Raw genomic sequence first — 20,484 nt, 5'->3', positions numbered from 1 at the left:
GGCGTTCACCGGTCGACGCCTCCCATCACGGGGTCGATGGACGCGACGGCGACGATGACGTCGGCGACCTGGCCGCCTTCGCACATCGCCGCCATGGCCTGGAGATTGGTGAAGGACGGGTCGCGGAAGTGCACCCGGTAGGGGCGGGTGCCGCCGTCGCTGACCGCATGCACGCCCAGCTCGCCCTTGGGCGACTCGACGGCCGCGTACGCCTGCCCCGGCGGGACCCGGAAGCCCTCGGTCACCAGCTTGAAGTGGTGGATCAGGGCCTCCATCGAGGTGCCCATGATCTTCTTGATGTGGTCGAGGGAGTTGCCCAGGCCGTCCGGCCCGAGGGCCAGCTGGGCGGGCCAGGCGATCTTCTTGTCCGCGACCATCACCGGGCCGGGCTCCAGCCGGTCCAGGCACTGCTCGACGATCCGCAGCGACTGGCGCATCTCCTCCAGCCGGATCAGGAACCGGCCGTACGCGTCGCAGGTGTCGGCGGTCGGCACCTCGAAGTCGTAGGTCTCGTAGCCGCAGTACGGCTGGGTCTTGCGCAGGTCGTGCGGCAGTCCGGCGGCGCGCACGATGGGCCCGGTGGCGCCGGTGGCCATGCAGCCGGCCAGGTCGAGATAGCCGATGCCTTCCATCCGGCCCTTGAAGACGGGGTTGCCGGTGGCGAGCTTGTCGTACTCGCCGATGTTCTTGCGCATCGTCTTCACGAACTCGCGCACCCGGTCGACCGCGCCCGGAGGCAGGTCCTGGGCGAGGCCGCCGGGCCGGATGTAGGCGTGGTTCATCCGCAGGCCGGTGATCAGCTCGTAGAGGTCGAGGATGAGCTCACGGTCGCGGAAGCCGTAGATCATGATCGTGGTGGCGCCCAGCTCCATCCCGCCGGTGGCGATCGCCACGAGGTGGGAGGACATCCGGTTGAGCTCCATCAGCAGCACGCGGAGGACGGTGGCCCGGTCGGGGACCTGGTCGGTGATCCCCAGCAGCTTCTCCACGGCCAGGCAGTAGGCCGTCTCGTTGAAGAAGGGGGTGAGGTAATCCATGCGCGTGACGAAGGTGGTGCCCTGCGTCCAGGTCCGGAATTCGAGGTTCTTCTCGATGCCGGTGTGCAGATAGCCGATGCCGCAGCGGGCCTCGGTGACGGTCTCGCCGTCGATCTCCAGGATCAGCCGGAGCACGCCGTGGGTGGAGGGGTGCTGCGGCCCCATGTTGACGATGATCCGCTCGTCGTCGGACTTCACGGCGGCGGCCGCGATCTCGTCCCAGTCGCCACCGGAGACGTTGTAGACGGTGCCCTCGGTGGTCTCCCGGGCCAGGGACTCCGTCGTGTCGAAGTCGCTGGAGGTGCGGTGGCCGTTCGGGGAGTGGGAGTGCGGTGCAGTAGTCATCAGCTGTACGACCTCCGCTGGTCGGGAGCCGGAATCCGGGCGCCCTTGTACTCGACGGGGATGCCGCCGAGCGGGTAGTCCTTGCGCTGCGGGAAGCCCTGCCAGTCGTCGGGCATCATGATCCGGGTCAGCGCCGGGTGGCCGTCGAAAACGATTCCGAAGAAGTCGTAGGTCTCGCGCTCGTGCCAGTCGTTGGTCGGATAGACCTCCACCAGCGAGGGCACGTGCGGGTCGGCGTCCGGGGCGGAGACCTCCAGCCGGATCAGCCGGTTGTGGGTGATCGAGCGCAGGTGGTAGACGGCGTGCAGTTCGCGGCCGGTGTCGCCGGGGAAGTGCACTCCGCTCACGCCCGTACACAGCTCGAAGCGCAGCGCCGGATCGTCGCGCAGGATCCTGGCGACCGTCGGCAGGTAGCTGCGCTCGATGTGGAAGGTCAGCTCGGCGCGGTCCACGACCGTCTTCTCGATGACGTTCTCGGGGACCAGGCCCTGTTCGTCCAGGGCGCCCTCCAGCTCGTCGGCGATCTCGTCGAACTCTCCGTAGGAGTCCTCGCCACGGGGCCCGCCGTACGGCCGGGTGCTCGCGCCGGGCAGCCGGACGGTCCGGACCAGGCCGCCGTAGCCGCTGGTGTCGCCGCCGTTGTCGGCGCCGAACATCCCGCGGTGGGTGGCGATCGCCTCGCCGGTGTCGTCGCGCTGCGCGGGAACGGCCTCGTCCGTGCCGTTCTCGCCGTTCGGCTCACCGGGGTTCTTCTGCTCGCTCACCGCAGCAGCCCCTTCATCTCGATCAGCGGGAGTGCCTTGAGCGCCGCCTCCTCCGCCTCGCGGGCGGCCTGCTGCTGATTGACCCCGAGCTTGGTGTTCTGGATCTTCTGATGCAGCTTGAGGATGGCGTCCATCAACATCTCGGGGCGCGGCGGGCAGCCCGGCAGATAGATGTCGACGGGAACGATGTGGTCGACGCCCTGCACGATCGCGTAGTTATTGAACATTCCGCCCGACGATGCGCAAACCCCCATGGAAATCACCCACTTCGGGTCCGGCATCTGGTCGTAGACCTGCCGCAGAACGGGAGCCATCTTCTGGCTCACCCGGCCGGCCACGATCATCAGGTCCGCCTGCCGCGGGGAGCCGCGGAAGACCTCCATGCCGAAGCGGGCCAGGTCGTAGCGCCCGGCGCCGGTCGTCATCATCTCGATGGCGCAGCAGGCCAGCCCGAAGGTCGCGGGGAAGACCGATGATTTGCGCACCCAGCCCGCGGCCTGTTCGACAGTGGTCAGCAGAAAGCCGCTGGGCAGCTTCTCTTCCAGTCCCATGTGTGCCCCCTAGTCCCATTCCAGGCCGCCGCGACGCCAGACATAGGCGTAGGCGACGAAGACGGTGAGCGCGAAGAGGAGCATCTCGACGAGCCCGAACAGCCCCAGGGCGTCGAAGGTGACGGCCCAGGGGTAGAGGAAGACGATCTCGATGTCGAAGACGATGAAGAGCATCGCCGTCAGGTAGTACTTGATCGGGAAGCGACCGCCACCGGACGGATGTGGCGTCGGCTCGATTCCGCACTCGTACGCCTCGAGCTTGGCCCGGTTGTAGCGCCTGGGCCCGACGAGGGTGGCCATCACGACGGAGAAGATCGCAAAGCCTGCCCCGAGGGCTCCCAGTACGAGGATGGGCGCGTAAGCGTTCACCGTCCTCGCTCCCTTCAGTCGACGATGACTGGATGGCGGTCCGCCCGGGCCCGCCGGCTGCCCCATGGAGACCGTGCACATGTGAGGCAGTTCACAAGCCCGAACCGCCAGCATCTTATGCCCGTCGGTCTGTGATCTGCGACACGGGAGTGACGAACGTCTTTGTGATCTCCACCACCCGGCGAAGGATCATGAAGTCGGATGAGCGGTGATCTTCATACGTGAAGCGCGCGAGTGATCACGAGAGGTGACATTCGCATGGGTTACCGCTGGTCAGGGCGGGGTTGCCACTATCAAGCGAAGGCCGATACAGGCAAATTGGCGCCGGGTGCGGTCAACTGCTATACGGCGGCGGCCCGCAGGTGCGATCCGCTCGTGACCGGACCGTGATCATCGGTACGTGCATCGATTCACGAGCGCCCGGCCCGACGCCAGGTCACGGGAACATAACGGACACTCAAGAGTGACCTATCCCACGCTATTTCCAGCACTAAGTGCTTGACGCCCGGGAAGCCTTGGCGTGGCGGATGAGGAAGTGATAGGCGCCCACCGCCCCCGCGCCGAGCAGCAAATGCCATGCGTAGGAACATGATCGCGAAATTCGGACATCCCGTCGCCGGGTCGCCGGGCGGTCAAAAGTCCGTTTTATTCGCCGCGTACACGTCAAGTGTGGCGCACTGCACCTTTCTTGGCAGCAACCTGTGGCTCCTGATAGCCGTTATTGCCATGTCCCCGAACGCACTCATACCCAGCCACCGGAAGCCCCGCCGTCCTTCCGCGTCCTCGCGGGCGCTGCGCGCGGGCGTGACCGGTGGCTTCCTCACCCTTGCGGTGACCGGCGCCACCGTGCCGGCCAACGCCGCGGAGAAGCCCGTCTCCGAAACCCAGGAGATGCCGACGATCACGACGGCGCTGGCCACCAGCGCCGCCAGGAGCGCCGACACCGCCGAGCAGGTCGCGTTCAACTACGAGCGCCAGGCTCTCCAGGACAGTGCCTTCTCCAAGGCCTCCAAGGCCGCCGAGAAGGACAAGGCCGAGGCCGTGAAGAAGGCCAAGGCCGAGGCGAAGAAGAAGGCCGAGGAAGCCCGTAAGGCCAAGGAGGCCGCGCAGGCCCGTGCCTCGCGCTCCTCCGAGCGTTCGACCCTGTCCGCCCCGTCGTCGTCCAGCGCCACCGGCAGCACGGCCACGCTCGTCAGCTTCCTGAAGGCGCAGCTCGGCAAGGCGTACGTGCTCGGCGCCACCGGCTCCTCGGCGTACGACTGCTCCGGCCTGACCCAGGCCGCGTTCAAGCAGGTCGGTATCGACCTGCCGCGGGTGTCGCAGGACCAGTCCACCGCCGGCAAGCAGGTCGGCCTGGACAACCTCCAGGTCGGCGACATCCTGTACTGGGGCAGCGCGGGCAGCGCCTACCACGTCGGCGTCTACATCGGCGGCGGCAAGTTCATCGGCGCCCAGAACTCCAGCACCGGAATCGTCGAGCGCCCGCTCGACTACGACATGCCGACCGGCGCGGTGCGCGTCCTCTGAGCCACCGCACCCTCAGTGCCCCATGAGGGCCGTCCCTCTCGCCGCTCGGGAGGGACGGCCCTTTGGTGCGTGTGCGTCGTGTGCGTCGTGTGCGTCGTGTGCGTCCCCACCGTCCGTGGCGTCGTCCCCGACCGGGGCCGGCACCAGGGCTCCCGCCCGGCGCCGGAGCCCCGTGAAGCCTGATGACGCCCTGGGGGTCAGGCCTTCGGCGCGACCTTGCTCAGGCCGTTGATGATGCGGTCCATCGCATCGCCGCCCGTGGGGTCGGTGAGGTTGGCGAGCATCTTGAGGGTGAAGCGCATCAGCAGCGGGTGGGTCAGACCGCGCTGGGTGGCGATCTTCATGACCTTGGGGTTGCCGATGAGCTTCACAAAGGCGCGGCCCAGCGAGTAGTAGCCGCCGTAGGTGTCCTTGAGGATCTTCGGGTAGCGCTGCAGGGCCAGTTCGCGCTGCGCGTACGTGGCGCGGGCGTGCGCCTGCACGATGACCTCGGCGGCGATCGCGCCGGACTCCATGGCGTAGGCGATGCCCTCGCCGTTGAACGGGTTGACCAGCCCGCCTGCGTCACCGACCAGCAGCAGGCCCTTGGTGTAGTGCGGCTGGCGGTTGAAGGCCATGGGGAGCGCGGCGCCGCGGATCGGGCCGGTCATGTTCTCCGGGGTGTAGCCCCAGTCGGCGGGCATCGAGGCGCACCACGCCTTGAGGATCTCGCGCCAGTCCAGCTCCTTGAAGGCGGAGCTGGAGTTGAGGATGCCGAGGCCGACGTTGCTGGTCCCGTCGCCCATGCCGAAGATCCAGCCGTAGCCGGGCAGCAGCCGGTCCTGGGCGCCGCGGCGGTCCCACAGCTCCAGCCAGGACTCCAGGTAGTCGTCGTCGTGCCGGGGCGAGGTGAAGTACGTCCGCACGGCCACGCCCATGGGGCGGTCCTCACGCCGGTGCAGCCCCATGGCCAGCGAGAGCCGGGTGGAGTTGCCGTCGGCGGCGACCACGAGCGGGGCGTGGAAGGTGACCGGGGTCTTCTCCTCGCCGAGCTTGGCGTGCACGCCCGTGATGTGGCCGGTCAGCTCGTTGATGATCGGCGCCCCCACATTGCAGCGCTCGTGGAGCCGGGCCCCGGCCTTCTGCGCCTGCCGGGCCAGCTGCTCGTCGAAGTCGTCGCGCTTACGGACCAGCCCGTAGTCGGGGTACGAGGCCAGCTCCGGCCAGTCGAGCTGGAGGCGGGAGCCGCCGCCGATGATCCGCAGGCCCTTGTTGCGCAGCCAGCCCGCTTCTTCGGAGATGTCGATCCCCATCGCGACCAGCTGCTTGGTGGCGCGCGGGGTCAGCCCGTCGCCGCAGACCTTCTCGCGCGGGAAGGCGGTCTTCTCCAGAAGGAGCACATCCAGACCGGACTTGGCGAGGTGGTAGGCGGTCGCCGAGCCGGCGGGCCCGGCACCGACGACGATCACGTCCGCGCTGTGCTCCGAGCGGGCGCTGGTCACGGAATCGGTCACGGACGCGGACTCGGTCACGGTGCTGTCTCCCGGAAGTCGAAATCTGGATTTTCGGGTGCCGACCGGCACCGGGCACGTCAGTCTATGGGGACCGTGGTGATCAGAACCTGAAGGGTTGTGCCGTGAAGTCTGTGAACACCCCGCCCGTGGACCGGCCGGTTCCCGCCGTCGAACTGCGCGTGCCCACCGAGGAGGACGCGCTGAACTGGCACCGGGTCTTCGACGACCCGGACGTCATGGAATTCCATGGCGGGACACCAGCGGAACTCTCCGTCTACGAAGAGCTCACCGCGCGCCAGCGCAGGCACCACGCGGAGCGCGGATTCTGCCTGTACACGCTGGTGAATCCGGTGGACGGCGCGGTCCTCGGCTTCACCGGCGCCCAGCCGTGGCCGTCGGACTGGGGCCCGGCGGGCGAGATCGAGATCGGCTGGCGGCTGGGCCGCGCCTCCTGGGGCAAGGGCTACGCCACCGCCGCGGCGCAGGCCGCGCTGGAGGCCGTCCGCGCGGCCGGCGTCCGCCATGTGGTCTCCGTGATCGATGCGCGTAACGAGCGGTCGATCGCGGTGACCCGGCGGCTGGGGATGCGACGGGCGGAGAGGGTGATCACGCCCAACGGGAAACGGACCGCCTACTGCCACCGCCTGGAGGTGTGAGCGGTCGGCGGGGGGCGACGGGGCCGGCGGCCGCCGTCGCCCCCCGGACGTCAGCTTCCCGCCAACAGCTCCCGGCCGTCAGCTCGCACCCGCCGGCTCCCGGCCGTCGGCGTCCCGCCGTCAGCTCCCGGCCGGCTTACGCCCCCGGTGCAGCGCCACGATGCCCCCGGTCAGATTGCGCCAGGCCACCTCGGTCCAGCCCACGCCCTGCAGCCGGGCGGCGAGTTCGGGCTGGTTCGGCCAGGTGCGGATGGACTCGGCGAGATAGACATAGGCGTCCGGGTTGCTGCTGACGGCGCGGGCGACCGGCGGCAGCGCGCGCATCAGGTACTCGGTGTAGACGGTCCGGAACGGCGCCCAAGCCGGCTCGCTGAACTCGCAGATCACGACCCGGCCGCCGGGCTTGGTGACCCGGTACAGCTCGGCCAGCGCTGCGTCGGTGTCCTGGATGTTGCGCAGCCCGAAGGAGATGGTGACGGCGTCGAACACCCCGTCCGCGAACGGCAGCCGGGTGCCGTCACCGGCCGTGAACGGCAGCCACGGATGCCGCTTCTTGCCCTCCCCCAGCATGCCGACGGAGAAATCGCACGGCACGACGTACGCGCCGCTGCGCGCGAACGGCAGCGAGGAGGTGCCCGTACCGGCCGCGAGGTCGAGCACCCGCTCGGCGGGCCGGGCGGCCACCGCACGGTCCACCTCCTTGCGCCACAGCCGCGCCTGCCCCAGGGAGAGCACGTCGTTGGTGAGGTCGTACCGTGCCGCCACGTCGTCGAACATCGCGGCGACTTCGTGCGGCTGCTTGTCCAGGGATGCTCGGGTCACCCGGCCATTGTCCACCGTGCCGGGGCCGGTACCCGCACCGGGCACGGCCCGGCACGCCCGCCGTCAGCGGCGGCGGTACACCAGACGGCCGGCGAGGACGGTGGCCAGGCACGTTGTGGCCCCGTACAGCCGTAGCGCGCGGGCCGGCAGCTCGTCGACCGGTACGTCGAAGACCGCGAGATCCGCCGGCCGGCCCTCGGCAAGGTCGCCGCCCAGCACGGCGCTCAGCGGCTGCACGGCAAAGACGTCGAGCGTGGCTGCGACGTCGTGCCCCTGCCGTGGATCGCGCACCCGCAGGCCTGAGCGCGCCACGGCCGTGCGCACCGGCGGCCGGTGGAAGGGCCCGGCCACCGCCGTCGTACCGTGCTGGAGCATGCGCTGCAAGCCGCGCCGGGCGCTCGCGCCCCAGCGCGCATCGCCCATCGGGAGCGCCGCGAGCGCGTCGCCGGTGATCGGGTCGGTGCCGAGCTCGTCGGCCTCCCGCGGATCCGGGTGGTAGGCCGCTTCGAGCAGCGCCACCGCCTGGTGGTTGACCAGTCCGGGCGTCATCAGCCCAGGCCAACGCCGCACCCTGGCCTGCGGCCACTCGGCCGCCATCCGCTCCAGCGTCCCGACGCCCGCGATCACACCGCCGCCGACGGCCACTGCGTCACACCGCGGACCGGCCCCGAACACCGCATCGGCGGTGTGAATCGTCAGCACGGCCGCTCAGCTCGCTTCCGACGCCGCCCGCAGGCCGCTCAGTTGGCCTCGACGAACTTCAGCTCCGGATGCGCCGTGCCGCCCTCGATCGCCGTCGACGACAGATGCGAGACGACCTTGTCGTCGACCGGGTCGTTGGCCGGGTCGTCGTGCACGAGCAGGTGCTCGTACGTGGTCGCGCGCTGCGCCGGGACCCGTCCCGCCTTGCGGATCAGGTCGATGATCTCCATACGGTTGGAGCGGTGCTTGGCGCCGGCGGAGGAGACGACGTTCTCCTCCAGCATGATCGAGCCGAGGTCGTCGGCGCCGTAGTGCAGCGACAGCTGGCCGGTCTCCTTGCCGGTGGTCAGCCACGAGCCCTGGATGTGCGCGACGTTGTCGAGGAAGATCCGGCCGATGGCGATCATGCGCAGGTACTCGAAGAGGGTGGCCTGCGTCTGGCCCTTCAGGTGGTTGTTCTCCGGCTGGTAGGTGTACGGGATGAAGGCGCGGAAGCCGCCCGTACGGTCCTGGACGTCCCGGATCATCCGCAGGTGCTCGATCCGCTCGGCGTTGGTCTCGCCCGTGCCCATGAGCATGGTGGAGGTGGACTCGACACCCAGCTGGTGGGCCGCCTCCATGATCTCCAGCCAGCGCTCGCCGGACTCCTTCAGCGGTGCAATGGCCTTGCGGGGGCGGGCCGGCAGCAGCTCGGCGCCGGCGCCCGCGAAGGAGTCCAGGCCGGCGGCGTGGATACGCGAGATCGCCTCCTCGACCGACACCTTGGAAATCCGGGCCATGTGCTCGATCTCGGAGGCACCGAGGGAGTGGATGACCAGCTGCGGGAACGCCTTCTTGATGGCGGAGAAGTGCTCTTCGTAGTACTCGACGCCGTAGTCCGGGTGGTGGCCGCCCTGGAACATGATCTGGGTGCCGCCCAGTTCGACGGTCTCCGCGCAGCGGCGCAGGATGTCGTCGAGATCGCGGGTCCAGCCCTTGGCGGTGTCCTTGGGCGCGGCGTAGAAGGCGCAGAACCTGCAGGCCGTCACGCACACATTGGTGTAGTTGATGTTGCGCTCGATGATGTACGTCGCGATGTGCTCGGTGCCGGCGTAGCGGCGGCGGCGCACGGCGTCGGCGGCCTGGCCCAGCGCATGCAGCGGAGCGGAGCGGTACAGGTCGAGCGCTTCCTGTGGCGTGATGCGGCCGCCCTGCGCGGCGCGGTCGAGTACGGACTGGAGGTCGGCGTTCTCGGTCACCGGGGCGTCCCTTTCGCAGGCGGGCATCACGAACTGAACCAGCGTACGTCAGGGGTACGACAGCCTCGCCGCCGGTCAGCGGGCGCCCGCGTCAGGGCCCGGCGCCCCAGGCCCTGCCCACACCACCTCAGCGCTGTGTCAGCGTCGCCCTCGGTGTGCCGCCCGCGTCGTCCTGCGAGGCGAAGCCGAGCGTGCCGCCCTTGCCGAGCGTGTACGTCACACGGGACTCGTTGCCCGTACAGCCGGGCCCCTGCTTGCCGTCCGGCCGTTCCATGAGCACCAGCCGCCGCTCCGTGGCCGACTCCAGCTTCGCCTTCGCCTGACACTTCACCAGCACCGCGTCGTAGGTGGTGTGGATGACGTAGTCGCCCTTGCCACCGGGCTTGATGACGCTGGTGATCGTGCCGTTGGGGATCCCGTGCACCGTGGTGACGCTGCCCGACCAGGTGCCGAGGAAAGCCTTGGCCACCGTGGCGGGCCCGGCCGCGTCGCCCGGGCTCGTGGGGCGGGCCGTCGGTGCATCGCCGGCCGGCGGCTTGGCGCCCGTCTGCGCCCCGCTGTCCGTGCCGCCGCCCCCACCCGGCAGCAGGTGGAAGACGAACCCGGCCGTCGTCGCGGCGGCGAGCGCACCGGCCACCGACAGCACCAGCGTGCAGCTCATCCGCCGCGGCCGGCCCGGGCTGCCGACCGCGGCGGACAGCGCGATCCGCCGCTCCTCGGGGGCGGCAGGCGGCGCCCCGGTGGGCAGGTCGGCGATGCCGGAGGCGGCGGGCGGACGGTTCGTGCCGGGGACCGCGGGGTGGCCGGCACCGGCCGTCGCGGGGTGGCTGCCGGCCGTCGCGGAAGGTGCGTGGCCGGCTGCCGCGGAGGACGCCGCAGCGCCGGCCACCGGCCAGGACGGCGGCTGCGGCGGAGGGCCGGGCGGCTGACCGGGGAGACCGGCGGCGCCCGGCGGCTGACCGGGCGGCCCGGCCGGAAGCGGGTTCTCGAACGGCACCAGCCCGGACGCCGTCCCAGAGGAGGGATCCGCCGCCCTGTACGAGGAATCCGGCGGCCCGAACACCCCGCCCCGAGACACTCCCGCCCCACCGGCGCCCGTCCCCGCCGCCGTCACCATTCCTGCCGCGCCCCCGGCCGCCGTCCCCTCCCCCGCATCCAGATTCAGCAGCTCCACCGCCTGCCGGCTGACCCGTTCGACCAGCGGGCCAGGCAGCCACCCGGCCCGCACCAAACCCGCCGCGCCCCCGCTCCCCTCCCCCGCGAGGCAGGCCGCCAACGCCTCCGGGGCGGGCCGGTCCGCAGGGTTCTTGGCGAGCGCGCCGGCCACCGACTCCCGCAGGTCACCGGTGAGCCGGGGGCCCAACTCGGGCTCCTCGTGGACGACCTTGTAGAGCAGGGCAGCGGAGGAATCACCCGAGAACGGGCTGAGGCCGGTCGCCGCAAAAGCCAGCACCGCACCGAGCGAGAAGACATCCGCGGACCCTGTGGCCCCCTTGCCCAGGATCTGCTCGGGCGCCATATAGCCGGGCGACCCCACCGAGACCCCGGTGGAGGTCAGCGACGCGGTGCCCGCCATGGCCCGCGCGATCCCGAAGTCGATCAGCAGCGGCCCGTCCAGCGTCAGCAGCACATTGGACGGCTTGACGTCCCGGTGCACCAGCCCGAGCGCATGCACCGCGGCCAGCGCCTCGGCCAGCCCGGCGCCCAGCGCCCGTACGGAGTGCTCTGCCAGCGGTCCGAAGGCGGCAACGGCCTGCGCGAGCGAGGGGCCCGCGACATAGCCGGTGGCGACCCAGGGCACGGCCGCGTCCGGATCGGCGTCCAGCACCGGAGCGGTCCAGGCGCCGCCCACCCGCCGCGCCGACTCGATCTCGCGCCGGAACCGGGCCCGGAACTGATCGTCCGCGGCGAAATGCGCATGGACGGCCTTCACCGCGACGGTGCGCCCGCCCGCACTGCGCCCGAGGTAGACCCGGCCCATCCCGCCCGCGCCGAGCCGGCCCAGCAGCCGGTACCCGCCCAGGACCCGTGGATCATCCGCTGCCAACGCCTCCATGGCGCCTCCCCCTCGATACGGCGCACCCAGCTTATGACCCGGGCCTGCCGGTCCCCCAGACGCACAAGGCCCGCACCCGCCTGCCTGTCTCGTGGCGGCCGCTCCACCCCTCGACACCAGATTGCTAGCATGCTAGCTTCTGGCCGTGGGTGATGAGGAAGTCAAGCAGTTCAACGTCTATCTGCCGGTCACGCTGATCAAGCAGGTCAAGTACCACGCCATCGACTCGGGCAGGTCTTTGTCGGCATTGGTCGCCGACGCGCTGCGCGCCTACCTCGACGATCCCGGCGAGCAAGCCCGGACGACCGGAAAGGAGAGCGGAAATGGCGACTGATGGCATCGAGGCCGTCTTCCTGGAGACGCACAACTGGGGGAAGTCGGCGAGGTTCTTCCAGGCCTTGGGCTTCGAGCTGGACTTCGCGACCGACCACAGCTCCGGCCGGCTCCGCAATGGTCAGGGCGCGTACGTCTTCATCGCCGAGGTGCCCGAGGACCACAAGCCCGGGATGCAGGTCGTGCTGACGGTGCCGGATGCCGAGGCGTTCCGCCCCGGTCCGGACGTCGAGGTGGTCACGCCGTTCGAGGACACCCACTTCGGGACCAGGCAGGCGACCGTCCGTGACCCCGACGGGCGCCTGTGGAACCTCCAGGCTCCCGCCGGGAACTGACCGCAAGGGAGGCGGCACCATGAAGGACGAAGCCACCAGGGCACCGGACAACACCGCCGTACGCTGCGCGCTCTGGCGGGCGATGCACGTCCGGGTCGATGCGGCGCCCCACGTACTGGAGGACGAGGTCGGCCTGCGGCTGGTGGGGCCCGACGCCGATTGGACACGCCGCCCGGACATGGCCCCTGAGGCCACCAGCGCCTTCCGGGCAGCCATGGTGGCTCGCGCCCGCTTCATCGAGGACCTGGTCGTCCAGCAGGCCGGGCACGGCGTCACCCAGTACGTCATGCTGGGGGCCGGCCTGGACACCTTCGCCCAGCGCAGACCGGAGATCGCCTCCCGCCTGCAGCTCTTCGAGGTCGACCAGCCGCAGACCCAGGCCTTCAAGCGCCGGCGCCTGGTGGAACTCGGCTACGGCATCCCCGAGTGGCTGCACCTGGTGCCGGTCGACTTCGAGGCGGGCGAGTCGTGGTGGGAGCAACTCGCCGCCGCCGGATTCACCCCGCACCGTCCGGCGGTCATCGTCTCCACCGGCGTCAGCATGTACCTCACCGAGGACGCGACCGCGGCCACCCTGCGCCGGGTCGCCGCCCTCGCGCCGGGATCGACACTCGCCATGACCTTCCTGCTGCCGGCCGGCCTCGTCGACGCATCCGACCGGCCCGGCCTCCGGGCGAGCACGGCAGGAGCGCAAGCATCCGGCACACCGTTCGTCAGCTTCTACGCCCCGCAGGACATGCTGGCGCTGGCCCGCGAAGCGGGCCTGGAGGACACCCGGCACCTGCCGGGAGACGTGCTCGCCGAGCGCTACTTCGCCGACCGCACCGACGGCCTCCGCCCGTCCAGCGGCGAAGATTTCCTGCTGGCAACCATCTGACCTGCAGTTACGGCAGCGCCGCCGGTGCTGGGCCCGGCGGCGCTGCGGCAGGAGGACACCGGTGCTCCGCCAGCCCGCCGGCTACCCGCCCGGCCGCTCCAACAACTCCACCTTCACATCGGCCGGGAACCCGGTCGTCGGCCCGACCCGCCGGGCGAATTCCGTGACACCGCCCAGTTGCTCGGGCCCGAAGCGGAAGTCGAGCGTGGTGAAGTACCGCTCCAGGACCGGCTCGTCGAAGGTCTCCCAGCGCGCCGCCTGCTCGGCGACCTTGGCGACCTCCTCCAGCGACAGATCGCGCGAGGCGAGGAACGCCTCGTGCACCTTCCGCACCACGGCCGGCTCGCGCTCCAGGTACTCGCGCCGGGTCGCCCAGACGGCGAAGACGAACGGCAGGCCCGTCCAGTCCTTCCACATCTGGCCGAGGTCGTGCACCGCCAGGCCCAGCCGCGGCCCGTCGTGCAGATTGGCGCGCAGCGCGGCGTCACCGATCAGCACCGCCGCGTCCGCCTCCTGCATCATCAGGCCGAGGTCCGGGGGGCAGGTGTAGTAGTCCGGCCGCACGCCGATCTTCTCGGCCAGCAGCAGCTGGGCCAGCCGTACGGACGTACGCGAGGTCGAGCCGAGGGCGACCCGGGCACCGTCGAGCTGGTCCAGCGGCTTCTGCGAGACGATCACGCACGACATCACCGGGCCGTCGCAGCCCACCGCGAGGTCGGGGAAGGCGACGAGGTCGTCGGCGGCGCGCAGGAATTCCACGAGGGTGACCGGCGCGATGTCGAGCTCCCCGCGGACCAGCTGCTCGCTGAGCTTCTCCGGCGTGTCCTTGGTGAGGTCCAGATCGAGCAGGGTGCCCGTACGGGCGAGGCCCCAGTAAAGGGGCAGGCAGTTCAGGAACTGGATGTGGCCCACTCGCGGCCGGCTGCGACGGTGGCCGGCGTCGGCTCCCGCGGGTGCGTCTCCGAAGGTTGAATTGTCCACATGCGGAGGCTAGACCCGTGTCCCCGGGGGCAGAGCGGCGGGGCGGCGCTTGGACGTTAGTGCCATCGGTTAAACGTGATCTTTGGCTCTTCCGCCTCAGGAGCAGCACATGCTACGCTCAGCGCAAGTTGCAGTTTGGTTTCCCTTGCAGTACAGAGCCTGCGGAGCATGTGACCCCGCAGGCTCTTGTAGTTTCAGACTTCTTTGCAGGTTCTGGAGCAGGGCAACCCTTTGGCCCAAGGAGGGCTTATGGCTACCGGAACCGTCAAGTGGTTCAACGCTGAAAAGGGCTTCGGCTTCATCGCCCAGGACGGCGGCGGCCCGGATGTCTTCGTCCACTACTCGGCGATCAACGCCTCTGGCTTCCGCTCCCTGGAGGAGAACCAGCAGGTGAACTTCGACGTCACGCAGGGCCCGAAGGGTCCGCAGGCGGAGAACGTCACGCCGGTCTAAGTTGCCCGGCCCGGAATTCCTTCCAGGTCGCCCCTAAGCAGTACCCAAGGAGCCTCGCTCCGCCACTTCGGTGGCGAGCGGGGCTCCTGCCTTTTGTTTGCCGCGGGGTAAATGCCAACTGCATGAATTTTCACCGTCGGGTACCTGACACACTCGAATGGCGGGCGCAATACGGAATTCCCGAGGCATTGCGCACCCCGGCCCGCGCGCCCTCTCGGCGAGGGACCGGGTGCACTGACAAGCCAACGGAATACCGGTCCGGCGCGCCCGTCCGTCTCCCTGCCGAGCGGCAGCTACGGGCCGGCCGCCGCTCAGCCACCGACCGACCGGTGCTCGGCTACTGATCCGGCAGCCACCCCAGCTGCACCAAGGGCGTGCCCCGCTTGCGGGAGACGAAATGGGCGCGGCCCGCGGGCAGGGGGTGGGGACGGGTGGTGCCGAGGATGTCCCCCTCCTGCGGATCGCCGGAGAGGATCAGGCCCTGGGCACCGAGCTCCTTGATGCGCTGGAGGAAGGGCTCGAAGAGGGCGCGCGAGACCCCGGCGGTGGTGCGGGCGATGAGGAAGTGGATACCGGCGTCGCGGGCGAAGGGGAGGTGGTCGGTGAGGACGGCCAGCGGGTTGCCGGCGGACGAGGTGACCAGGTCGTAGTCGTCGATGATCACGAAGAACCGGGGGCCGGTCCACCAACTGCGGTCACGGAGCTGCTGGGGGGTGACCTCGGGGCCCGGCCGGCGGCGTTCCATGAGGCCGGCAAGGGCCTCCATGTGGCCGGTGAGCGCCGTATCGGTGGCGGCGTATTCGAGGAGGTGGCCGGGGGAGACCGCACCGAGCAGGGTGCGGCGGTAGTCACCGACGACGATCTTCGCCTCATCGGACGTGTACCGCTCGGAGATCTTGTGGGCGAGGTGGCGCAGGGCCGCGGTCTTGCCGGATTCGCTTTCACCGAAGACCAGCAGGAAGGGATCGGTCTCGAAGTCGGCATAGACCGGTTCGAGGCGGGTCTCGTCGATGCCGACGGGGATGCCGCGGTCCGGGTGGGCGGAGCCTTTGGGGAGCCGGCCGGCGGGAACCTTACGGGGAAGGAGGCGGACCGCGGGCGCCTGCGGGCCCTGCCAGGCTTGGGTGACGGCCCGGACGAAGGCGGCGGTGGCGTCGGCGAGTTCGGTGCCGGCGCCGGCCGATTCGGTGCGCGGAAGGGCCGCCATGAAGTGGAGCTTGGCGGGCGTCTGGCCGCGGCCGGGAACGCCGGGGGGGACATTGGCGGCGGCCTTGCGGTCGAACTCGGAGTCGAAGGGGTCCGCGAGACGCAGTTCGAGGCGCCCGAGCAGCTGGTCCTTGAGGGCGGCGCGCACCTCCATGTGCCGCGAGGCGGTGAGGACGACGTGGATGCCGAAGCCGAGGCCTCGGGCGGCGAGGTCGGTGACGACCGGTTCGAGGAGTTCGTACTCGTCCTTGAAGGGGCCCCAGCCGTCGATGAGGAGAAAGACATCGCCCCAGGGCTGGTCGGGGAACCCGCCCTCGGCGCGCCGGCGGCGGTAGGTGGCGATGGTGTCGATGCCGTGGTCGCGGAAGAACTCTTCCCGCTGGGCCAGGATGCCCGCCACCTCCGCGACGGTACGGCGGATGCGCTCGGGGTCGAGGCGGGAGGCGACGGAGCCGACATGCGGGAGATCCGCCATCGAGCTCAGCGCGCCGCCGCCGAAGTCGAGTCCGTAGAACTGGACCTCACGGGCGGTGTGGGTGAGCGCGAATGCGCCGATGAGGGTGCGCAGCAGGGTGGACTTGCCGGACTGGGGGCCGCCGACGACCAGCAGATGCCCCGTGGCTCCGGAGAAATCGTGCAGCAGGATTTCGCGGCGCTGCTCGAAGGGCTTGTCGACCAGGCCGAGGGGAACGGTCAGCCCGCCGGTGGCGCGCGCGGACCCGGCGTGCAGGCCGCGTTCGGGCGTGGTCACCAGGGCGGACGGCAGCAGCTGGTCGAGGGCGGGGGCCTTGTCCAGCGGCGGGAGCCAGACCTGGTGGGCGGCGGGGCCCTGGCCTTCCAGACGGCCGACGATCACGTCCAGGACGGTGTCGGCGAGCCCGCCGCCCGGTGCGGGCCCGGTGCCCGTGCCGGTGGCGGTGTCCGGCTCCGGGGCGGCCTCGGCGAGCGGGACGGGCGGAGCCTGGAAGAGGGCGGCGGTCCGCTGGACGGGGTGCGGGCCCTCGTCCGCGGCGGCGCCGCCCGGGAGAGCGGGACCGGAGACGTATGCGGCCTTGAAGCGGGTCATCTCGTCCGTGCCGAACTTGAGATAGCCCGAGCCGGGGACGGAGGGGAGGTGATAGGCGTCGGGGACACCGAGGGCGACCCGGGATTCGGCCCCGGAGAAGGTGCGCAGGCCGATGCGGTACGAGAGGTACGTGTCCAGGCCGCGCAACCGGCCTTCCTCCAGGCGCTGGGAGGCCAGGAGCAGATGGACGCCCAGGGAGCGGCCGATGCGGCCGATCTGGATGAACATCTCGATGAAGTCGGGCTTCGCGGTGAGCAGTTCGCTGAACTCGTCGATGACGATGACGAGTGAGGAGAGCGGGTCCAGCGCCTGTCCGGCGGCGCGGGCCTTTTCGTAGTCGTGAATGTTGGCGAAGTTGCCCGCCTGTCGCAGGAGTTCCTGACGGCGCTGGAGTTCACCGCGGAGGGAGTCGCCCATCCGGTCGACCAGGGAGAGGTCGTCGGCGAGGTTGGTGATGACCGCGGCGACATGCGGAAGAGCCGACATCCCGGCGAAGGTGGCGCCGCCCTTGAAGTCCGCCAGCACGAAGTTCAGGGTCTGAGAGGAGTGGGTGACGGCCAGGCCCAGGACGAGGGTGCGCAGGAGTTCGGACTTTCCCGATCCGGTGGCGCCGACGCACAGGCCGTGCGGGCCCATGCCGTTCTGCGCGGCCTCCTTGAGGTCGAGCATGACCGGCCGTCCGGCCTCGTCGATGCCGAGCGGCACGCGGAGGCGTTCGGCCTGGGAGCGGGGGCGCCAGGTGCGGGCGGTGTCCACCGAGGCGGGGTCGCCGAGGTCGAGCAGATCGGTGAAGTCGAGGTTGGCGAGCAGCGGCTCGTCGTCGTCGGTGCCCTCGGTCCGTAACGGGGCGAGCCGGCGGGCGAGGGTGTCGGCGCGTTCCAGGGAGAGCGTGTCGGGAGTGCCGTCATAGACGGAGACGGCGGATTCCAGCCGGAGTCGGGCGGGGTGGACCTGGACGGACAGGCCGCCGCGCGGCTCGTCGAGCTCCCCCGGGACGACCTCGACGACGGTGACGCCCTGCAGCCCCTCGGGAGCGGCGAAGGCGGAGTCCGGCGGGACCATCCCGCCGTCCAGGACGACCACGAGGTGCGGCCGGTCCAGCAGCGGCGGTGCGTCCCGGCTAAAGCGCGGGCGGTCGGCCAGCTGGTCGCCCAGGAGGGTTTCGAGTTCGGCGAGGTCGTCGCCGAAGAGGCGCTTGGTGCCGGCCCCGTCCACACAGTGCGGAAGCTGGGCGTGCGGCAGCCACTTGGTCCAGTCCCACCGGGCGAGGGCACCGGGGGACGCGACCACGGCGACCATGAGGTCCTGTGGCGAGTGCAGCGTGACGAGTTGGCCGATCAGGGCCCGGGCGGCGCCCTGGGCGGACTCCGGGTCGCCGGAGACCGTGAGGTGGTAGAAGGCGCGCATCGAGACCGCGACCGGCATGTGCCGCAGCGAACCATGGGCGGTGAGGAAGCGCTGCATGACCCCCGCGGTGAGCGGTTCGAGCTCGTCGACGGGCGCGGTGTCGGGAGCGATGAGCGGGGTGGCGAGCTGCTGGGTGCCCAGGCCGATACGGGCCTGGCCGAAGTCGGCGTCACCGATCCGCCGTTCCCAGACCCGGCGGCCTTCGGCGACCACCGCCCACAGCTGGTCGGGAGCGGGATGGAGATAGTGCTGGGCGTTGCGCTGCGACGCTGCCGTACGGCGGATGTGGCGCCGGGTCTGCGCCAGATACTTCAGGTAGTCACGGCGACTTTGCGCCATCTCTCCCTGGGTGCCCCGGCGGTAGCGGACGACCTGTGCGATCACCATGCCGAGCGTCGAGGCGAGCATCAGCGCGCCCATGATGCGCATGAAGCCGGGCATGCCCGGCATGAAGAAGAACACCACCGACGAGCCCATGCCGATCATCGGCAGGAGCTGCATCAGCACGCCCTCCTGCTGGCCACGCGGGAGTTCCGGCGGCGATTCGAGGCGTAACTCGTCCGTGGGGACCACGGGCGGCAGCGCCCGCGGCGGACGCTTGACGACAATCTGGCTCACCGCGCACCCATCCCTCGACGGAAGGGAAATCTCCGTACCGCTCACCCCCCTGGCGACGGCGCCTTCCGCATCGGACGATCCTACTGCCGACTAATGTGGCCAACGGGGAAGGATCATGTGTCACGGCCGGCCGGGCGCAGGACCGGGTGGCGGACAGGGGGAAGAAGTGCGAACGAGCGTGGGGACCGGTTTCCGCAGGGTGACCGTGGTCGCGCCCGACAGCCGTATCGATGTGGCACTGCCCGAGAACATCGCCGTCTCCGACGTCTATCCGGAAGTACTGCGGCTGACCCGTCAGACCCAGCCCCCGGACGCGCCCACCGGCTACTACCTCTTCCGGAGCGACGGCAGCGCGCTGGACAGCTCCCGCTCGCTCGCCGACCAGCGGGTCGTCGACGGCGAGATGCTGCACCTGAGGCCCTTCGCACAGTCCCTGCCGCCGGCCGTCTACGACGAGGTGTCCGACGCCGTGGCCTGTGCCGTCGCCCGGGACCGGCGCCTGTGGAGCGACGGCATGCTGCGCGGCGCCGGCCTGGTGGGGGTGGGCGTGCTGCTCACCCTCGTGGGGTTCGTGCTGTGGTGCGCCGACCCCTTACGTCATGACATGCACAGCCTGCCCGGCGTGATCGCCGCCGTCGCCGGCCTGCTGGTGGCCGCGTTCGCCGGTGTCCGCGCCCGTGTCTACGGGGACCAGCCGTCGGCGGTGGCACTGGGACTCGGAGCGTTACCGGTCGTGTGGTGCGCGGGCTCGGGGATCGTCGGCCCCGACGCCGGCCAGGGGGCCGGGCAGCTGCAGTTCCTGCTGGGCTGCATCGCCGCACTCGTCGTGTCCGTCGCGCTGGTCGCACTCTCGCCGCAGGGCGATGCCCCGTTCATCGGGGCCACGTTCGTGACGGCCGCCGGCACCCTCTCGTCCTTCCTCGCCCTCGTCACCGAGGCCCCGGCCGCCCGGGCCGCGGCCGTCTGCCTCCCGGTGACCATCGGCCTGATGGCCTTTCTTCCCGCCCTCGCCACGCGTCTGGCCAGGCTCCCCATCGGCTACGCCACACCGCGCAGCCTGGCCGAGCGGGAGGCGGAAGCGGGCCCGGGCGGGGCGATGTCCGCCGAAGACCTCGTGGACATGGACGGCATCGCCGCACAGGCGCGCCGCGGCCATGAGCTGCTGCTGGGGCTGCTGGGCGGCTGCTGTGCGGTGGTCATCGCGGCCGCTGCCGTGCTCGGTCCGTCGGAATCGGCATGGGGACGTCTGCTGACCCTCGCCGCCGGCCTCGCCACGCTGCTGCGCGCCCGGCTCTTCCGCTACACCGCGCAGGTGGCCTGCGTGATCATCGCGGGGTTCGGGGCGCTGGCCCTGCTCGTCCTGGGGATGGCCCTCGCTCCGCCGGCCGGCGCGCTCACCGACTTCGCCGCGGGCGACCGTGCCCAGCTCGACCTCCGCACCCTCTGGCTGGCACTCGCTCTGGCGGGCGGGGTGGCGCTGGTGACCCTGGTGGCGCTGACCGTGCCGAAGCGGGGGCTCACGCCCTTCTGGGGGCGCGCTCTCGATCTCACCGACGGACTGCTCCTGCTGTCCCTGATGCCGCTGTGTCTGGCGGTCCTGGACCTGTACGGCCGGGCACGCAGCATGACCAGCGGGTGACGCGGCGCG

The 20,484-nt window shown here is 70.7% G+C and carries 18 protein-coding genes; 7 read left to right on the top strand and 11 right to left on the bottom strand.

Annotated elements, in window-relative coordinates; translation table 11 throughout:
- Nucleotides 1–5 precede the first annotated feature (5 nt).
- The 4 genes from OHS81_RS20090 to OHS81_RS20075 are packed head-to-tail and all read right to left on the bottom strand — an operon-like array spanning nt 6 to nt 3,066.
- Complete coding sequence (locus tag OHS81_RS20090) at nt 6–1,382, bottom strand: NADH-quinone oxidoreductase subunit D (RefSeq protein ID WP_328386102.1); 1,377 nt, start codon at nt 1,380–1,382, stop codon at nt 6–8.
- Nucleotides 1,382–2,146 (bottom strand): NADH-quinone oxidoreductase subunit C, encoded by a 765-nt coding sequence (locus OHS81_RS20085; RefSeq protein WP_328386101.1) that lies wholly within the window; start codon nt 2,144–2,146, stop codon nt 1,382–1,384. The genes OHS81_RS20090 and OHS81_RS20085 overlap by 1 nt, the downstream gene beginning before the upstream one ends.
- Nucleotides 2,143–2,697 (bottom strand): NuoB/complex I 20 kDa subunit family protein, encoded by a 555-nt coding sequence (locus tag OHS81_RS20080; RefSeq protein ID WP_030074638.1) that lies wholly within the window; start codon nt 2,695–2,697, stop codon nt 2,143–2,145. Before OHS81_RS20080 ends, OHS81_RS20085 begins: the two co-directional genes overlap by 4 nt.
- 9 nt (nt 2,698–2,706) lie before the next feature.
- Nucleotides 2,707–3,066 carry an NADH-quinone oxidoreductase subunit A gene (locus tag OHS81_RS20075; RefSeq protein WP_006604811.1) on the bottom strand — a complete coding sequence of 120 codons (360 nt, stop codon included), beginning with the start codon at nt 3,064–3,066 and terminating at the stop codon, nt 2,707–2,709.
- 726 nt (nt 3,067–3,792) lie between these two features.
- On the opposite strand from OHS81_RS20075, the gene OHS81_RS20070 reads away from it, so the two are divergent.
- Nucleotides 3,793–4,593, top strand: coding sequence for a C40 family peptidase (locus OHS81_RS20070; RefSeq protein ID WP_328386100.1), 801 nt, complete (start codon nt 3,793–3,795; stop codon nt 4,591–4,593).
- Nucleotides 4,594–4,790: 197 nt separating this feature from the next.
- Here OHS81_RS20070 and OHS81_RS20065 read toward each other — a convergent pair whose 3' ends face one another.
- Nucleotides 4,791–6,155: a geranylgeranyl reductase family protein gene (locus OHS81_RS20065; protein ID WP_328386099.1), complete on the bottom strand. Its 1,365-nt coding sequence runs from the start codon at nt 6,153–6,155 to the stop codon at nt 4,791–4,793.
- Between the two features lie 53 nt (nt 6,156–6,208).
- On the opposite strand from OHS81_RS20065, the gene OHS81_RS20060 reads away from it, so the two are divergent.
- Nucleotides 6,209–6,742: a GNAT family N-acetyltransferase gene (locus tag OHS81_RS20060; RefSeq protein ID WP_328386098.1), complete on the top strand. Its 534-nt coding sequence runs from the start codon at nt 6,209–6,211 to the stop codon at nt 6,740–6,742.
- A 120-nt stretch (nt 6,743–6,862) separates the two neighbouring features.
- On the opposite strand, the gene OHS81_RS20055 is transcribed toward OHS81_RS20060, so the two are convergent.
- The 4 genes from OHS81_RS20055 to OHS81_RS20040 all read right to left on the bottom strand — a co-directional run bounded on the left by OHS81_RS20055 (nt 6,863) and on the right by OHS81_RS20040 (nt 11,560).
- A complete protein-coding gene (locus OHS81_RS20055; protein ID WP_328386097.1) occupies nt 6,863–7,564 on the bottom strand; it encodes a demethylmenaquinone methyltransferase in 702 nt (233 codons plus the stop codon).
- Nucleotides 7,565–7,627: 63 nt separating this feature from the next.
- Nucleotides 7,628–8,266 (bottom strand): hypothetical protein, encoded by a 639-nt coding sequence (locus OHS81_RS20050; RefSeq protein ID WP_328386096.1) that lies wholly within the window; start codon nt 8,264–8,266, stop codon nt 7,628–7,630.
- Between the two features lie 38 nt (nt 8,267–8,304).
- A complete protein-coding gene (mqnC, locus tag OHS81_RS20045) occupies nt 8,305–9,504 on the bottom strand; it encodes a cyclic dehypoxanthinyl futalosine synthase (RefSeq protein ID WP_328386095.1) in 1,200 nt (399 codons plus the stop codon).
- A 127-nt stretch (nt 9,505–9,631) separates the two neighbouring features.
- Nucleotides 9,632–11,560, bottom strand: coding sequence for a serine/threonine-protein kinase (locus OHS81_RS20040; protein ID WP_328386094.1), 1,929 nt, complete (start codon nt 11,558–11,560; stop codon nt 9,632–9,634).
- Between the two features lie 145 nt (nt 11,561–11,705).
- On the opposite strand from OHS81_RS20040, the gene OHS81_RS20035 reads away from it, so the two are divergent.
- The 3 genes from OHS81_RS20035 to OHS81_RS20025 are packed head-to-tail and all read left to right on the top strand — an operon-like array spanning nt 11,706 to nt 13,105.
- Nucleotides 11,706–11,894 carry a CopG family transcriptional regulator gene (locus tag OHS81_RS20035; protein WP_328386093.1) on the top strand — a complete coding sequence of 63 codons (189 nt, stop codon included), beginning with the start codon at nt 11,706–11,708 and terminating at the stop codon, nt 11,892–11,894.
- Nucleotides 11,884–12,228, top strand: a complete 345-nt coding sequence (locus tag OHS81_RS20030) for a VOC family protein (RefSeq protein ID WP_328386092.1) — start codon at nt 11,884–11,886, stop codon at nt 12,226–12,228. The genes OHS81_RS20035 and OHS81_RS20030 overlap by 11 nt, the downstream gene beginning before the upstream one ends.
- A gap of 19 nt (nt 12,229–12,247) precedes the next feature.
- Nucleotides 12,248–13,105 carry a class I SAM-dependent methyltransferase gene (locus OHS81_RS20025; protein WP_328386091.1) on the top strand — a complete coding sequence of 286 codons (858 nt, stop codon included), beginning with the start codon at nt 12,248–12,250 and terminating at the stop codon, nt 13,103–13,105.
- Between the two features lie 81 nt (nt 13,106–13,186).
- Here OHS81_RS20025 and OHS81_RS20020 read toward each other — a convergent pair whose 3' ends face one another.
- Nucleotides 13,187–14,086, bottom strand: coding sequence for a menaquinone biosynthetic enzyme MqnA/MqnD family protein (locus OHS81_RS20020; protein ID WP_328386090.1), 900 nt, complete (start codon nt 14,084–14,086; stop codon nt 13,187–13,189).
- A 249-nt stretch (nt 14,087–14,335) separates the two neighbouring features.
- Here OHS81_RS20020 and OHS81_RS20015 point away from each other — a divergent pair, with 249 nt between their 5' ends.
- A complete protein-coding gene (locus OHS81_RS20015; protein WP_003984261.1) occupies nt 14,336–14,539 on the top strand; it encodes a cold-shock protein in 204 nt (67 codons plus the stop codon).
- Between the two features lie 337 nt (nt 14,540–14,876).
- Here OHS81_RS20015 and eccCa read toward each other — a convergent pair whose 3' ends face one another.
- Complete coding sequence (gene eccCa, locus OHS81_RS20010; protein ID WP_328386089.1) at nt 14,877–18,836, bottom strand: type VII secretion protein EccCa; 3,960 nt, start codon at nt 18,834–18,836, stop codon at nt 14,877–14,879.
- Nucleotides 18,837–18,951: 115 nt separating this feature from the next.
- On the opposite strand from eccCa, the gene eccD reads away from it, so the two are divergent.
- Entirely contained in the window at nt 18,952–20,475 is a 1,524-nt protein-coding gene (eccD, locus tag OHS81_RS20005) for a type VII secretion integral membrane protein EccD (protein WP_443058733.1), read from the top strand.
- The last annotated feature ends 9 nt before the right edge of the window (nt 20,476–20,484 follow it).

The sequence above is a fragment of the Streptomyces sp. NBC_00400 genome, from assembly GCF_036048035.1.
Classification (GTDB): Bacteria; Actinomycetota; Actinomycetes; order Streptomycetales; family Streptomycetaceae; genus Streptomyces.
This window is presented reverse-complemented; position numbering and strand designations above follow the sequence as displayed.

Bases quoted from the DNA above. Each gene is read 5' to 3' on its own strand.
- OHS81_RS20090 (WP_328386102.1), bottom strand. From the start codon at position 1,382: ATGACTACTGCACCGCACTCCCACTCCCCGAACGGCCACCGCACCTCC.
- OHS81_RS20040 (WP_328386094.1), bottom strand. From the start codon at position 11,560: ATGGAGGCGTTGGCAGCGGATGATCCACGGGTCCTGGGCGGGTACCGG.
- OHS81_RS20030 (WP_328386092.1), top strand. From the start codon at position 11,884: ATGGCGACTGATGGCATCGAGGCCGTCTTCCTGGAGACGCACAACTGG.
- eccD (WP_443058733.1), top strand. From the start codon at position 18,952: ATGTGTCACGGCCGGCCGGGCGCAGGACCGGGTGGCGGACAGGGGGAA.
- OHS81_RS20025 (WP_328386091.1), top strand. From the start codon at position 12,248: ATGAAGGACGAAGCCACCAGGGCACCGGACAACACCGCCGTACGCTGC.
- OHS81_RS20015 (WP_003984261.1), top strand. From the start codon at position 14,336: ATGGCTACCGGAACCGTCAAGTGGTTCAACGCTGAAAAGGGCTTCGGC.
- OHS81_RS20070 (WP_328386100.1), top strand. From the start codon at position 3,793: ATGTCCCCGAACGCACTCATACCCAGCCACCGGAAGCCCCGCCGTCCT.
- OHS81_RS20080 (WP_030074638.1), bottom strand. From the start codon at position 2,697: ATGGGACTGGAAGAGAAGCTGCCCAGCGGCTTTCTGCTGACCACTGTC.